Raw genomic sequence first — 14908 nt, 5'->3', positions numbered from 1 at the left:
CCCCCTCCAGCCGCATCGCCATGTCCGCCAGCATGAACTGCACACCCTGGAAATCGGAGATCGGCTTACCGAACTGCCTGCGTTCCTTCACATAGCCGAGTGCGAAGTCCAGCGCGCCTTGGGCGATGCCCAGGGCCTGGGCGGCGATGGTGATGCGGGTGTGGTCCAGCGTGGCCAGCGCCGTCTTGAACCCGGTGCCCTCCGCGCCGATCATCCGGTCGGCGGGGATCCGCACGTCCTGAAGGATCACCTGCCGGGTCGGGGACCCCTTGATGCCCAGCTTGCGCTCCTTGGCCCCGAACGACACCCCCGGATCGGACTTCTCCACCACAAAAGCCGAGATCCCGCGGGCACCGGCCGACGGGTCGGTGACGGCCATCACGGTGTAGTACTCCGACACGCCCGCGTTGGTGATCCACATCTTGGCGCCGTTGAGCACAAAGGCGTCCCCGTCGCGCACCGCACGGGTCTTCATCCCGCCCGCGTCCGACCCCGCGTCGGCCTCGGACAGGGCGTAGGAGAACATCGCCTCACCGCGCGCCACCGGCGCCAGGTACTTGGCCTTGAGCTCCTGCGAGCCCGACAGCAGCACCGGCACCGTGCCCAGCTTGTTCACCGCCGGGATCAGCGACGACGACGCGCACGCCCGCGCGACCTCCTCGATCACGATCACCGTCGCCAGCGCATCCGCACCCGCACCCCCGTACGACTCGGGCACGTGCACCGCGTGCAGGTCGTTGGCGACCAGCGCATCGAGGGCCTCCTGGGGGAAGCGCGACTCCTCGTCCACCTCCGCCGCGAACGGCGCGATCTTGGCATCCGCCAGCTCACGCACCGTCGCCCGCAGCAACTCGTGCTCCTCCGACGGCGCGTACGCGGGAAAGTCGCTCATCGTTTCCTCCGGATCGGGCGGCGCTGTTACTTGGAACTTCAATATTTGGGCGCCAAAGTACTGGTCGAGGCGACGCCGCACCCACGGAAGCCGACAATCGCCCCTTGGGCGGGCGGCCTTGTCGCCGCGGAAGCCAGGGCTTCCGGATGTTACATCCTGGATTCGATACGTTCAAAGTGAGATCTTGGAGACCGCCGAGAAGGGAGTGCGACCATGCCCGTCACATCGCCGCCGCCGTGGACCGATGAGGGGCGGCAGGACCCACTGTCCTGGTACGACGAGATGCGCACGGATGCTCCGGCGGCCCTCCTGCCGGAGATCGGGGCCGTCATGGTGTTCGGTCACGACGAGGTGCGGGCGGCGCTGCTCGACGACGAGACGTTCTCGGTCGCGCGGCGGGTCGAGATCATGTCCCGAGCGGCAGCGCCGGGTGTCCGTCGTGTCCGACACCCTGATCGGCCTGGACCCGCCGCAGCACAACAGACTGCGCCGTCTGGTCACCCCGGCGTTCCGCCCGAATGTCGTGCGGGCACTGCGACCGCGGGTGGAGGCGATCAGCCGCGAGCTTCTCGACGCCGCAGTCCCGCTCCGCGACTTCGACTTCGACGCCTATGCGCGCCCGCTCACGGAAAGGGTGATCGCCGAACTGCTCGGGATCCAGCCCGGGGATCGTGAGCGGTACACCCGCCTGTCGATGGTCCTCGAGCGTTCGGTCGGCCACTTCCTTGGCCAGGACCTGCCCGAGGAACAGCTCGCCGCCGAAGCGGCTTTCGCCGCCTACGCCGGGTACATCGGGGGAGTCCTCGAATCCCGGCGGGAGAATCCGGGTGACGACTTCATCTCTGATCTTCTGCGCGCGACCGCGGAGCCGGACGGGCTGACCGAGCACGAACTGCTCAAGATGACGATCCTGCTCAACGTCGCCGGTGCGACGACCACGCAGACGCTGCTCGCCACCACGGTCCTCGAACTGTCCCGGCGGCCGGAGGTCGTCGAGCTGCTGCGCGGGCGGCGCGAGCTCGTGCCCAACGCGGTGGACGAGGCGCTTCGGTTCCATGGCACGACGCATTCGGTGAGCCGTATCGGGACCCGCGATACGGAGATCGGCGGGTGCCCGGTCCACGAGGGGGACACCGTCCTGCTCAATCTCCAGGCCGCCGACCGCGATCCGGCCGTGTTCCCCGATGCCGGCGCTTTCGACATCACCCGGCCTACAGGGCGGCACCTGGCATTCGCGATCGGTGCGCACTACTGCGCTGGCGCGGCGCTGGCCCGGACCGAGGCCGCGGTGTTCCTCGAGCAGTGGCTCGATCGCGTGCAGGCCTTCAGCTGCCCGCCAGGCCCCCTGGACTGGGCTCCGGGTCGCCTGTCGAACATCATCCTCGACAGCCCGCCCGTCCACGTCGAGCCGGTCGGAACGGGCGGCGAGGTCTGACAGGCCGGCCGAAGCCGGTCGAAGAGAGGTCTGCGGTGAGTTCGCCGATGCGCGCTGTCGGGTGCCACGAGTACGGTCCGCCGGACCGGCTGCGGCTGCTGCCGCTACCGAAGCCGGGCCCGGAGCCGCGGTGGAGAAAGCTCCGGTCAACCCGGCTGACTTGGCTCTGCGGGCCGGCGAACCGGACCACTACCTCGCTGGGGACCGGTCCTATGTCGGTGGGCTCGAGCTGGCGGGGACGATCGTGGCCACAGGCCCGCGCTCGACTTGGCGTACAGGCGAGCGGGTCGCCGCAATGGCGTCGTTCATCGCTACTGAAAGGGGGGCACAGCGACTTCGCCATCGTCGACGAGGCGAGCGCGGCGCGGATCCCCGCCGGACTGTCCGCGGCGGAGGCGGCGGCCGTGCCGATGTTGGGGCTGACCGCCCAGCTCACCGTCGACCGCTCCGGCGCGGTTCCCGGGCGAACGATCGCCATCAGCGGTGCGGGCGGCGAGGTTGGTGGCTTCGCGTTGTCGCTCGCCGTCGCCGCGGGTGCTCGGGTCGTCGCGATCGTGCGGGAGAACCATCGTAAACGAGTGTTGGCCCTGGGCGCCCACGAGGTCGTCGACAGTGGGGACACCGCCCCGCTTAGAGCTCGGGCCGCCGACGGGGTGATCGACGCGGCGCGGCTGCGAGAGCGGGTCCTGCCGGTCGTGCGAGACGGCGGTAAGTACATCGGCCTGCGCGCCGGCGACCAGGCCGCCGAGCGCGGCATCACCGGAGAGAATGGGTCAACATCGACGACTACGCTGAGGAGTCGGATCCTGGATTTTTGTACTCAAGTTCGTTACCGTCGGCGGGAGTCGAACGAGCGATGAGTGGTGTGATGTGATCAAGGGAGCTGTGCTGCCGTCGTCCGCACGAGGCGTGCACCTCATCGATCCAGTGCTTATCGAGTGGGCCTATCCCGCGCCGCGGGCGGGACGCGACCCGATGGAGACCCGGAACTCGGGCGTGCAGGAGAAGTGGTTCGTCAAGCCGTCTCGCGACGACGACCGGTTCCCCGTCTCCGCCATCCGGTTCCGGCCCGGCTACGTCTTCACGCGCCACTGGCACACCGAGGGCGAGTTCATACTCATCCAACGCGGTTCGGCGACCGTCGGTGACCAGGAGGTCGGCCGCGGGGGTATGGCCTACAACGACGCCCGCACGATCTATGGTGCCGAGGCCGCGGGGCCGGACGGATGCGACTTCCTGATGATCCGCCGCGCCTGGGCGCGCAACACCGTGGTCGCCACCGACGAAGACGTCGTCATGGCCGAGGCCGGGGGCGTCGTCAACTCGCTGGACAAGGTGGCGGGCGGCCTCTCCGAGCGAGGGCTGCACATCCTCGACCCCGGTGCCGTCGCGCCGGAGACCGATCCGAGCAGCGGACTCGCCATGCGCTGGCTGATGCCGCCCGATCCGGCCGCGGACCGCCCGGCCGGTGGATCGCCGAGCGGTGCCCGTGGCACTCTCGATAAGGACGAGGAGAAGCCGTGAAGGTGATGATCGTCGGAGCCGGGATCGGCGGGTTGTTCACCGCGCTGCGGCTGCACGCCGAGGGCATCGACTGCGTGGTCCATGAGCGCGGTGAGCGGATCCGCGAGCTCGGCGTGGGGATCAACGCGCTGCCGTTCGCGGTCCGGGAACTGGCCGCGGTGGGGCTGCTGGACGGGCTGGACGGCATCGGGGTGCGCACCGGTGAGCTGATCTACACCCACCGGCTGGGGCAGGAGATCATGCGCAGGCCGTGCGGCCGGGCCGCCGGATTCGCGCACCCGCAGATCAGCGTGCACCGCGGCCGCCTGCAGGGCCTGCTGCACCGCGCGGTGCTCGAACGGCTGGGCGCCGACGCGGTGCGCACCGGTCACCGCCTGGTCGGCTTCGAGCAGGACGCCGAGGCCGTGACCGCCCGGTTCGCCGACGGCTCGCACGCGTGCGCGGACGTCCTGGTGGGCGCCGACGGCATCCACTCGACCACCCGGTCGACGCTGTTCCCGGGCGAGGGCCCGCCGCGCTGGAGCGGCATGATGACCTGGCGCGGCGCCACCGACTGGCCCGAGTTCGGCACCGGCAGGACCATGGTGATCATCGGCGGCAACGCCGCCAAGCTGGTCGTGTACCCGATCGCGGCGGGCACGGCACCGGGCACCAGGCTGACCAACTGGGCGATGGTCGTCCCGACCGGCCGTCCCGGCGACCCGCCGCCCGACGAGCAGGACTGGACGCGTCCCGCCGACCCGGCGGCCCTCGCCGCGCACGTCGGGCGCTTCACCTGCGACCTGTTCGACCACGCCGCCATGATCGCGTCCACCCGGGACAGGATCGAGTTCCCCATGTGCGACCGCGACCCCCTGCCCCGCTGGACGCACGGCCGGGTCACCCTGCTGGGCGACGCCGCCCACCCCATGTACCCGATGGGCTCCAACGGCGCCGGCCAGGCCATCCTGGACGCGGTCAACCTGAGCGCCCACCTGGCGGCCCATGCCGACCCCGCCGAAGCCCTGCTCGCCTACGAGCACGACCGCCTCCCCGTCACCGCCCAGATCGTCCTGCGCAACCGGCTCGGCGGCCCGGAGCAGGTCATCGACGAGGTCGAACGCCGAGCCCCGCACGGCTTCGACCGCATCGAGGACGTGATCAGTCCCGCCGAGCTCGAGGCCATCGTGGCCGGCTACACCCAGGTCTCCGGCGGCCACCGCGACCGCACCTGACCGATCACGATGACGACGAGCCGACGGTCCGGTCGATGAGCGGTTCGCGCGGCTCCGTCCTTCGGACGGCGTGAGCCGCGGCGGCGCTCGTCAGCCGAGGCCCTCGACGATGCGGAAGTCGCGCTCGACGCCGTCGCCGAGCGCGGCCGGCGCCTCCTGGCAGGCCGCCGGTGACCTGCGCCACTGCGAGCGGGGCCCGGCGTTAGGAACGCGTTAATTTCGCCGCCATCGCCGCTAAGAGCCCGTCAAGTTCGGTCGAATCCCCCCGAAACGGCGCTTCACTCGAATGGGCCCCGGAGGGAACCGGGGCGTGATGTGCGCTGGGAGGCCGTGATGGAGCCGTCCTGTCCGCGATGACGTTCGACAAGGAAGGCGACTATGAGCGACGTGGTGTTCGTTCTGCTGACCGTGGGCGTGTTCGTTCTGCTCGGGCTCGTGGTGAGGGGCGTGGAGAAGCTGTGACCGCCGAGAACGCGGTCGGTCTCGTGCTCGCCGCGATCCTGACCATCTTTCTTATCGCCGCACTCTTGTACCCGGAGCGCTTCTAGATGAGTACGACCCTCGCGGGGATCATCTTCATCGGATCCCTCGTGCTCGCCCTGGCGGTGGCGTACCGGCCGCTCGGCGACTACATGTACCGCGTCTACAGCGGTACCAAGCACGCGTGCGCCGAGCGGGCGATCTACCGCCTGATCGGAGCCAGGCCGGACGCCGAGCAGACCTGGCCCGTCTACGCGCGCAGCGTGCTGGCCTTCTCGGTCATCGGCATCCTGTTCCTGTACGGGCTGCAGCGGCTGCAGAACCACCTGCTGCTGAGCCTCGGCTTCCCGCCGGTCAAGGCCGACCAGGCCTGGAACACCGCGGTCAGCTTCGTCACCAACACCAACTGGCAGTCGTACTCGGGCGAGTCGACGATGGGCCACATGGTGCAGATGGCGGGGCTGGCGGTGCAGAACTTCGTGTCCGCCGCCGTCGGCATGGCCGTCGCCATCGCGCTGGTGCGGGGCTTCGCCCGCAAGCGCACCGACCGGCTCGGCAACTTCTGGGTCGACCTGGTGCGCGGCAGCGTCCGGATCCTGCTGCCGATCGCGTTCGCCGGGGCGCTCGTCCTGATCGCGGGCGGGCTGGTGCAGAACTTCGGCGACGCCCACGACCACGTGGTGAACACGCTGGCCGGAGGGCACCAGGCGATCACCGGCGGCCCGGTGGCGAGCCAGGAGGCCATCAAGGAGCTGGGCACCAACGGCGGCGGCTTCTACAACGCCAACTCCGCCCACCCGTTCGAGAACGCCGCCCCCTGGACGAACTGGCTGGAGATCTTCCTGATCCTGCTCATCCCGTTCGCGCTGTGCCGGACGTTCGGCCGGATGGTCGGCGGCGACCGGCAGGGGTACGCGATCGTCTCGGTGGTGGCGACGCTCGCGGTCATCAGCGTGGTGCTCGTCCAGGTGTTCCAGCTCATGCACCACGGGACGGTGCCGACCGCGGTCGGCGGGGCCACGGAGGGCGTCGAGACCCGGTTCGGGGTGTCCGACTCAGGGACGTTCGCCGCCGCGACGACGCTGACCTCGACCGGCGCGGTGGACTCCTTCCACGACTCCTACACCAGCCTCGGCGGCATGATGACGATGTTCGACATGATGCTCGGCGAGGTCGCGCCCGGCGGGACCGGATCGGGCCTGTACGGGATGCTGATCCTCGCCGTCATCACCGTGTTCGTCGCGGGCCTCATGGTCGGCCGCACACCGGAGTACCTGGGCAAGAAGATCGGCTCGCGCGAGATCAAGCTCGCCTCGATGTACTTCCTGATCACGCCGATCCTGGTGCTGGCCGGCACGGGCGTGGCGATGGCGACCCGCAGCGGCCGCGCCGGGATGCTGAACCACGGCGCCCACGGGCTGTCGGAGGTGCTGTACGCGTTCACCTCGGCCTCCAACAACAACGGCTCGGCGTTCGCCGGGCTCACGGCCGGCACCGTGTTCTACGACACCGCGCTCGGCCTGTGCATGGCGCTCGGCCGGTTCCTGCCGATGATCTTCGTGCTGGCGCTGGCGGGATCGCTGGCCCGGCAGGGGCGGGCCCCTGAGTCCGACGGCACGCTGCCCACGCACCGGCCGCAGTTCGTCGGCCTCGTCGCCGGCGTCACCGTCGTCCTCGTCGCGCTCACCTTCCTCCCCGCGCTGGCGCTGGGGCCGCTCGCCGAAGGAATCCACTCATGACCACTCGGACCGTTCAGGCGCCGGGCTCGGCGCCGCGACCGCCGGGACCTCGCGGCGGGGGCAGGATCCAGGGCGGCCTGCTCGACCCGGAGCAGATGGTGAAGTCCCTCCCGGACGCGCTGCGCAAGCTCGACCCGCGCACCCTGTGGCGCAACCCGGTGATGTTCATCGTGGAGATCGGCGCGGTGTGGACCACGGTCCTCGCCGGCACGGATCCGAGCGTGTTCGCCTGGCTGATCGCGGCGTGGCTCTGGCTCACCGTCGTCTTCGCCAACCTGGCGGAGGCGGTGGCCGAGGGCCGGGGCAAGGCGCAGGCGGACGCGCTGCGCCGCGCCAAGACCGACGCGGTGGCGCGCCGCCTGACCGGCTGGGCGCCGAACCAGAGGGATCTGCGCGAGGAGCGGGTCGGCGCCCCCGACCTGCGGCAGGGCGACCACGTCGTCGTCGAGGCCGGCGAGATCATTCCCGGTGACGGCGACGTCGTCGAGGGCATCGCCAGCGTGGACGAGTCGGCGATCACCGGCGAGTCGGCGCCGGTCATCCGCGAGTCCGGCGGCGACCGGTCCGCGGTGACCGGCGGGACCAGGGTGCTGTCGGACCGCATCATCGTCAAGATCACCCAGAGGCCCGGCGAGTCGTTCATCGACCGCATGATCGCGCTGGTGGAGGGGTCGAGCCGGCAGAAGACGCCGAACGAGATCGCCCTCAACATCCTCCTCGCCGCGCTGACGATCATCTTCCTGCTGGCCGTCGCCACGCTGCAGCCGCTGGCGATCTTCTCCAAGTCCGTCGACCCGGGCGTCGGCGACGGCCTCGCGCTCGACGCCCACGGCGTCACCGGGATCGTGCTGGTGTCGCTGCTGGTGTGCCTGATCCCCACCACGATCGGCGCGCTGCTGTCGGCGATCGGCATCGCGGGCATGGACCGGCTCGTCCAGCGCAACGTCCTCGCCATGTCCGGACGCGCCGTCGAGGCGGCCGGCGACGTCGACACGCTGCTGCTGGACAAGACCGGAACGATCACCCTGGGGAACCGGCAGGCCGCCGAGTTCCTGCCGCTGCGGGCCGTCGACGCCGACGAGCTGGCCGACGCCGCCCAGCTGTCGAGCCTGGCCGACGAGACCCCGGAGGGGCGCTCGGTCGTGGTGCTGGCCAAGCAGCGCCACGGCCTGCGGGAACGAACGCCCGGCGAGCTGTCGCACGCCACCTGGGCGCCGTTCTCCGCGCAGACGCGGATGAGCGGCGTCGACCTCCACGAGTCCGGCGACGGCACGCCCGGCCGGATGCTGCGCAAGGGCGCCGCCGCCGCGGTCGGTGAGTGGGTCCGCGAGCAGGGCGGCGACGTCCCGGCGGACCTGCACCAGATCGTGGACGGCATCTCCGCCTCCGGCGGCACCCCGCTGGTCGTCGGGGAGGTCGTGGACCGCACCGCGAGGGTCCTGGGCGTCATCCACCTCAAGGACGTGGTGAAGGCCGGGATGCGCGAGCGGTTCGGCGAGATGCGCCGGATGGGCATCCGCACCGTGATGATCACCGGCGACAACCCGCTGACGGCCAAGGCCATCGCCGACGAGGCGGGCGTGGACGACGTCCTCGCCGAGGCCAGGCCGGAGGACAAGCTCGACCTCATCAGGCGGGAGCAGGTGGGCGGCCGGCTCGTCGCGATGACCGGCGACGGCACCAACGACGCGCCCGCGCTCGCGCAGGCCGACGTCGGCGTCGCGATGAACACCGGCACCTCCGCCGCCAAGGAGGCCGGGAACATGGTCGACCTGGACTCCGACCCGACCAAGCTCATCGAGATCGTGGAGATCGGCAAGCAGCTGCTCATCACCCGCGGCGCCCTCACCACCTTCTCGATCGCCAACGACATCGCCAAGTACTTCGCGATCATCCCGGCGCTGTTCGCCGGCCTCTATCCGGGGCTGGACGCCCTGAACGTCATGCGGCTGCACAGCCCGCAGTCGGCGATCCTGTCCGCCGTCGTGTTCAACGCGCTGGTGATCATCGCGCTGATCCCGCTGGCGCTGCGCGGCGTCCGGTACCGGCCCAGCAGCGCGTCCCAGCTGCTGTCGCGCAACCTGTACGTCTACGGGCTCGGCGGCATCGTCGCGCCGTTCATCGGTATCAAGATCATCGACCTCATCGTCCGTTTCCTTCCGGGGATGTCCTGACATGCGTTATCCCACCTGGATCCGGCAGCACCTGGCCGCCCTGCGCGCGCTGCTGGTGCTGACCGTCCTGCTCGGCGCCGCCTACCCGCTGGCCGTGTTCGCGGTCGCCCAGATCCCCGGCCTGAAGCACCATGCGGACGGCTCCTACGTCTCCCTGCACGGCCGGACGGTCGGCAGCTCGCTCATCGGCCAGTCGTTCACCGGCAAGGACGGCGACCCGCTCCGGCAGTACTTCCAGAGCCGCCCGTCCAACGCCGGCGACGGCTACGACCCGACCGCCACGTCCGCGAGCAACCTCGGGCCCGAGGACATCGTCGATACCCTGCCCGACCCCAAGCCGGTCGCGGCGGGCAAGGAGGACGAGAACGCCGGGCAGAGCCTGCTCACCCAGGTGTGCGCCCGCAGCAAGGCCGTCGGCGAGCTCGAAGGCGTCAGCGGGGCGCGGCCCTTCTGCACACCGGGCGGCGTCGGAGCCGTCCTGGCGGTGTTCGGGCACCGCACCGCCGACGGCACCGTCCCGCACCCCACCCGGGTGGTCAGCCTCAACGAGGAGCAGGGCGTGGTGAAGGCGCCGTTCATCGCCGCCTACAAGGGCGTGCCGGTAGAATTGGCCGAGTACGGTGAGGACTATGCCAAGGGCCTGGTCGTGCCGATCAAGGGCGACGCGCCCGCCGAGCCCGCAGTCCCGGCCGACGCGGTCACCGCGAGCGGCAGCGGCCTCGACCCGCACATCTCGCCCGCCTACGCCGCGCTGCAGGTGAACCGGGTCGCCAAGGCGCGCGGCACGACTCCCGCCCGGGTCGAGCGGCTGGTCGAAGCGAGCACCGACGGCCGCGACCTCGGCTTCATGGGCGAGCGGCGCGTCAACGTCCTCGAACTCAACATCGCGCTGGACCGCGCCTTCCCGGTCCGCGGCTGATCCGCCTCAGCCCGATCCTGTGGTGAGCCCTCTTAGCTCCGGTCCCGGGGGCTCACCACGACGGGCGTTGACGATGGAGGTGCGAATGGGGCGCGGCAGGTTGCGCGTCTACCTCGGCGCGGCGCCCGGCGTCGGCAAGACCTACGCCATGCTCGCCGAAGGCGCCCGCCGCCGGGAAAGGGGCACCGATGTGGTGGTCGGCCTCGTGGAGACCCACGGCCGGCCCCGCACCGCCGCGCTCCTGGAAGGCATGGAGGTCGTCCCGCGCGGGACGCTCGACTACCGCGGCACGAGCTTCACCGAGCTGGACGCCGGCGCGGTCATCGCACGCAAGCCGCAGGTCGCGCTGATCGACGAGCTGGCCCACACCAACGTGCCCGGCTCGCGCAACACCAAGCGGTGGCAGGACATCGAAGAGGTCCTGGACGCCGGCATCGACGTGGTCACCACCGTCAACGTCCAGCACCTGGAATCGGTCAACGACGTCGTCGAGCAGATCACCGGGGTCCCGCAGCGCGAGACCGTCCCGGACGAGGTGGTCCGCCGCGCCGACCAGGTCGAGCTGGTCGACATGGCGCCCGAGGCGCTGCGCCGCCGGATGGCGCACGGCAACATCTACGCCCCAGAGAAGATCGACGCCGCGCTCGGCAACTACTTCCGCGTCGGCAACCTCACCGCGCTGCGCGAGCTGGCGCTGCTGTGGCTGGCCGACAAGGTCGACGACCAGCTCGACCGGTACCGCGCCGACCACGGCATCGCCGGCACCTGGGAGGCCCGCGAACGCGTCGTCGTCGCCCTCACCGGCGGGCCCGAGGGCGACACCCTCATCCGCCGCGCCGCCCGCATCGCCGACCGCACCAAGGGCGCCGACCTGCTCGCCGTCCACGTCGCCCGCAACGACGGGCTCACCGATGCCGGCCCCGCGCACCTGACCCGGCAGCGCGCCCTGGTGGAGAGCCTGGGCGGCAGCTACCACCAGGTCGTCGGCTCGAACGTGCCGGACGCGCTGCTGGACTTCGCCCGCGGCGTCAACGCCACCCAGCTCGTCCTCGGCGCGTCCCGGCGCGGGCGGGTGGCCCAGCTGTTCTCGCGCGGCGTCGGCGTCACGACCACGGCGCAGTCCGGGACGATCGACGTGCACCTGGTCACCCACGAGGAGACCAACCAGGGGCGCCGGTGGAGGGCGCGGCGAACGGCGGGCCTTCCGGCCGCGCGCCGCGACGCGGGCTTCGCGGTGGCCGCGGCCGGGCTGCCGCTGCTGACCTTCCTGCTGGTGCGGCTGCGCGGGGAGCTGTCCCTGGCCAGCGACATCCTGCTGTTCCAGGCCGCGGTCGTCGGGGTGGCGCTGCTGGGCGGGCTGTATCCGGCGCTGTTCGCGGCGATCGGCGGCTCCCTGCTGCTCAACTACTACTTCACCCCGCCCACCGGCACGTTCACCGTCGCGCAACCGGAGGCGGTGCTCCAGCTCGTCGTCTACGTGGTGGTGGGCGTGACGGTCAGCACGATCGTCGACATCACGGTGCGCCGCAGCCGGGAGGCCGCGCGGGCCCGCGCCGACGCCGAGGTGCTGTCCACCCTCGCCGGGGACATCCTGCGGGGCGAGCACGCGCCGATCGCGGGGCCCGGCGGCTACCGCGCGCTCGGCAACATCCTCGAGCGGCTCCGCGAGACCTACGCGCTCACCGCCGTCACGCTGCTGGAACGCGACCCGGAGGCGCCGGTGACCCCCGACACCCTGCGCGACCCGGACCGCTGGGGGATCGTCGCCACCGCCGGCGGCGAACCCTGCACCAGCCCGGACGCCGGCGAGTCCGACATCCTGGTCGAGGACGGCACGCTCTCCCTCGTCCTGCGGGGCCGGACCCTGCCCGCCTCGGACCGCCGCATCCTGGAGGCGTTCGCCGCCCAGGCCGCCGTCGCGCTGCGCCACCGGCGCCTCGCCGAGACCGCCCGCCAGATCCGCCCGCTGGAAGCCGCCGACAAGATGCGCACCGCGCTGCTCAACGCCGTCGGCCACGACCTGCGCACCCCGCTCGCCTCCGCCAAGGCCGCCGTCGAGAGCCTGCACAGCCCCGATGTCGCGTGGAGCGCCGAGGATCGGGACGAGCTGGTCGCCACCGCCGCCGAGTCCCTGGCCAGGCTCGACCACCTGGTGACGAACCTGCTGGACATGAGCCGCCTGCAGGCCGGGTCGCTCGGTCTCGCGCCGCGCCGGGTCGCGGCGGAGGACGTCGTCGCCCGCGCGATCGGCGACACCGGCCGCGACGCGGTCGAGATCCACGTCCCCGACGGCCTGCCGGAGATGGTCGCCGACCCGGCGCTGCTGGAACGCGTGCTGGCGAACCTCGTCGCCAACGCCGTCCGCTTCAACCCGCCGGGCGAGCCCGTCGTGATCACCGCCAGCGCGCACGGCGACCGGCTCGAGCTGCGCGTCATCGACCGCGGGCCCGGCATCCCGCCCGCCGACCGCGACCGCGTCTTCCAGCCGTTCCAGCGCCTCGGCGACCGCGACAACGAGACCGGCGTCGGCCTCGGCCTGGCCCTCGCCCGCGGCCTCGCCGAAGCGATGGACGGCGACATCACCCCCGAGGAGACCCCCGGCGGCGGCCTCACCATGATCCTCACCATGCCGGTCCGCCGACCGCGCACCCCGGCCGAGGCGCCCTCCGGAGGCGAGGCCCCCGCCGCGCCGGCCCCCGGCCCGGACGAGGGGGACACGGAGGCCGACCTCGCCGACCCCAGGATCATCGACAGGGTCGCCGCCTGGCGCGACCGCATCGGCAACGGCAACGACCGCGCAGGCCCCTCGCAATGACCGTGACGGCTCCCGCCGCCGTCAGCGCAGCCGACCGGCCTCCCCCAAGACGCTCATCAGAGGTGACCAGTGCTCTTCCCCAACCCTTGATCCGCGGGCTGCGCGGCTGGTCGGCGGTGCCGATCATCGTGCTGTCCGGACGGGCCGGAAGCGGCGACAAGGTCGACGCCCTGGACGCCGGCGCCGACGACTACGTCACCAAGCCCTTCGGCGTCGACGAACTGCTGGCCCGGATCCGCGCGATCACCCGCCGGGCGCCCGCGGACGGGAACCGAGGACTTCCGCCGCCTCCTCACCGACCGGTTCGCCGGTCGATCCCTGGCCGACCTTCCCGACCTGATCAGGACGCTCCGGGCCGAGGCCCGGACACAGGACCAGGACACCGATCACTGCGGTCGGGACCTCACGATGCTTCTGGACGATCCCACCCGGGCCCGACCCCGACGGCGCGGCGCTGTCCGCCCCGTAAGGAGGGACACGATGAACGACTGGCGGATCTACCAGGGAACGGGCGCCCCGCACGACGGCATCGGCCGGCTGCCACCTCCGCTCGCCTGGCGCCACTTCGGGGGGCCTGCGGCTGACACCGGCGCGTCGGATGCGGTCGGCGCGCCCGAAGCCCCGCTGCCGGCCTGGCGGCCGGGCGACCGACAGCGAGGTCATCGAGACGCTGTGGCTGGCCGAGCAGATGGGCGCGGCCGCTTCCGTTCCCGCGCCGGCCGCCGCCGGGGAACGGCTCACGCCGCCGGAGCACCCAGGTCCCGCGCCGGGGGCGTCCCCGTCTTCTTTGCCGCTCGGCCCGCCTCGCGATCCGCACCACCAGGAACACCGTGTCTCTCTCCATCCTCCCGAACCCGCGGCGGCACCGGCCCAAGACGCTCCCCGCAGCGCGATCGCCGCGCCCGCGCCCGCCGTCTCGCCGCTGCCGCACGGCCTGGACATCATGCGGGCGCTGCGCCCGCTGAGACGCCGCTTCCCTTCCGAGCGCGTCCTCGTCATGGACGAGGACGCGACCGCCGACCGCGTCGCCGACGAGAACATCGTGATACCGGTTCTCGTCCCGGAAAGGCAGCGCTGGCTCAGCCTCGCCCTGGTCATCGATGCCGGGCCGTCCATGGCGGTGTGGCGGTCGACGGCCGGGGAACTGCGCAGGCTCCTGGAGCGGCTCGGCGCCTTCCGCGACATCCGGGTGTGGCACCTGGGGAGGTCAGCCGGCGGCGAGTTGGGACTGTACGCGGAGTCCGGTACGCGTGGGGCGCCACGCAGTCCCAAGCAGATCATTGACCCGTCCGGACGGCAGTTGACGCTGGTGGTGAGCGACTGCGTCGATGGCATCTGGCGCGACGGCGAGGCGCTCAAGGCGCTCGACCTGTGGGGACGCCGCGGCCCGCTGGCGCTGCTGCAGCCGTTCGTCTCCTACCTGCGTTCCTCGCCCCACGCGCGGTTCCACGGCGCCGCCCTCCGGGTGCTCGCCCGAGGCCAGCGAACCGTCTCGCCGAGCCCATCTCCTGCAGGAGCCGGCGGACGAACTGGAGGAGGTCGGTCACACCCTCGAGCTGGAAGGGTCTGGTGGACCACGGCCGGACGTCTCCCGGCGCCGCCCGTATGGCCGAGTCCACTTTCTGCGCGGGGAGTGACCCTGGCATAGCAACCGCCGCAACGTAGGGCCGCTTCCGGCGGCCGCAGTGCACACTCGGAGAGAGCGTCTTGGGGGTG

The 14908-nt window shown here is 71.7% G+C and carries 12 protein-coding genes and 1 pseudogene; 12 read left to right on the top strand and 1 reads right to left on the bottom strand.

The window, feature by feature from the left end:
• Positions 1-892: acyl-CoA dehydrogenase family protein (locus F8568_RS23630; RefSeq protein WP_151595855.1), on the bottom strand; the 892-nt coding region annotated here is incomplete at its 3' end.
• Between the two features lie 439 nt (positions 893-1331).
• Between F8568_RS23630 and F8568_RS23625 the strand changes: the two genes are divergently transcribed.
• The 12 genes and pseudogenes from F8568_RS23625 to F8568_RS23580 all read left to right on the top strand — a co-directional run bounded on the left by F8568_RS23625 (position 1332) and on the right by F8568_RS23580 (position 14840).
• Positions 1332-2327, top strand: a complete 996-nt coding sequence (locus F8568_RS23625) for a cytochrome P450 (protein ID WP_160573730.1) — start codon at positions 1332-1334, stop codon at positions 2325-2327.
• A 61-nt stretch (positions 2328-2388) separates the two neighbouring features.
• On the top strand, positions 2389-2901 hold the full coding sequence (locus F8568_RS51120) for an alcohol dehydrogenase catalytic domain-containing protein (RefSeq protein WP_407924485.1): 513 nt from the start codon (positions 2389-2391) through the stop codon (positions 2899-2901).
• 4 nt (positions 2902-2905) lie between these two features.
• Positions 2906-3187, top strand: a complete 282-nt coding sequence (locus F8568_RS51115) for an MDR/zinc-dependent alcohol dehydrogenase-like family protein (protein WP_407924484.1) — start codon at positions 2906-2908, stop codon at positions 3185-3187.
• A 10-nt stretch (positions 3188-3197) separates the two neighbouring features.
• A complete protein-coding gene (locus tag F8568_RS23615; RefSeq protein WP_151595852.1) occupies positions 3198-3851 on the top strand; it encodes a cupin domain-containing protein in 654 nt (217 codons plus the stop codon).
• Positions 3852-3856: 5 nt separating this feature from the next.
• The gene (locus F8568_RS23610) at positions 3857-5065 is read left to right on the top strand and encodes a flavin-dependent oxidoreductase (protein ID WP_202125265.1); all 1209 of its coding nucleotides are present in this window, start codon (positions 3857-3859) and stop codon (positions 5063-5065) included.
• A gap of 353 nt (positions 5066-5418) precedes the next feature.
• Positions 5419-5613: a K(+)-transporting ATPase subunit F gene (gene kdpF / locus F8568_RS46965; protein ID WP_202125260.1), complete on the top strand. Its 195-nt coding sequence runs from the start codon at positions 5419-5421 to the stop codon at positions 5611-5613.
• Positions 5614-7284, top strand: a complete 1671-nt coding sequence (kdpA, locus tag F8568_RS23600) for a potassium-transporting ATPase subunit KdpA (RefSeq protein WP_151595850.1) — start codon at positions 5614-5616, stop codon at positions 7282-7284.
• Positions 7281-9458: a potassium-transporting ATPase subunit KdpB gene (gene kdpB, locus F8568_RS23595; protein ID WP_151595849.1), complete on the top strand. Its 2178-nt coding sequence runs from the start codon at positions 7281-7283 to the stop codon at positions 9456-9458. Before kdpA ends, kdpB begins: the two co-directional genes overlap by 4 nt.
• Position 9459: 1 nt before the next feature.
• Positions 9460-10377 carry a potassium-transporting ATPase subunit C gene (locus tag F8568_RS23590; RefSeq protein ID WP_151595848.1) on the top strand — a complete coding sequence of 306 codons (918 nt, stop codon included), beginning with the start codon at positions 9460-9462 and terminating at the stop codon, positions 10375-10377.
• Between the two features lie 85 nt (positions 10378-10462).
• Positions 10463-13192, top strand: coding sequence for an ATP-binding protein (locus F8568_RS23585; protein ID WP_151595847.1), 2730 nt, complete (start codon positions 10463-10465; stop codon positions 13190-13192).
• Positions 13193-13278: 86 nt separating this feature from the next.
• Positions 13279-13446: pseudogene (locus tag F8568_RS48490) on the top strand (response regulator); the annotation flags it as partial.
• Positions 13447-13790: 344 nt separating this feature from the next.
• Entirely contained in the window at positions 13791-14840 is a 1050-nt protein-coding gene (locus F8568_RS23580) for an SAV_2336 N-terminal domain-related protein (RefSeq protein ID WP_160573729.1), read from the top strand.
• The last annotated feature ends 68 nt before the right edge of the window (positions 14841-14908 follow it).

Origin of the sequence: Actinomadura physcomitrii (genome assembly GCF_008923205.2) — a bacterium.
GTDB classification, from domain to species: domain Bacteria; phylum Actinomycetota; class Actinomycetes; order Streptosporangiales; family Streptosporangiaceae; genus Spirillospora; species Spirillospora physcomitrii.
The sequence above is the reverse complement of the archived record's forward strand: the minus strand, read 5'-3'. Positions and strand labels throughout refer to the sequence as shown.

Excerpts from the sequence above, each read along its gene's own strand:
- F8568_RS23610 (WP_202125265.1), top strand. The coding sequence starts at position 3,857 with ATGATCGTCGGAGCCGGGATCGGCGGGTTGTTCACCGCGCTGCGGCTG.
- kdpF (WP_202125260.1), top strand. The coding sequence starts at position 5,419 with ATGACGTTCGACAAGGAAGGCGACTATGAGCGACGTGGTGTTCGTTCT.
- kdpA (WP_151595850.1), top strand. The coding sequence starts at position 5,614 with ATGAGTACGACCCTCGCGGGGATCATCTTCATCGGATCCCTCGTGCTC.
- kdpB (WP_151595849.1), top strand. The coding sequence starts at position 7,281 with ATGACCACTCGGACCGTTCAGGCGCCGGGCTCGGCGCCGCGACCGCCG.
- F8568_RS23590 (WP_151595848.1), top strand. The coding sequence starts at position 9,460 with ATGCGTTATCCCACCTGGATCCGGCAGCACCTGGCCGCCCTGCGCGCG.
- F8568_RS23585 (WP_151595847.1), top strand. The coding sequence starts at position 10,463 with ATGGGGCGCGGCAGGTTGCGCGTCTACCTCGGCGCGGCGCCCGGCGTC.
- F8568_RS23580 (WP_160573729.1), top strand. The coding sequence starts at position 13,791 with ATGCGGTCGGCGCGCCCGAAGCCCCGCTGCCGGCCTGGCGGCCGGGCG.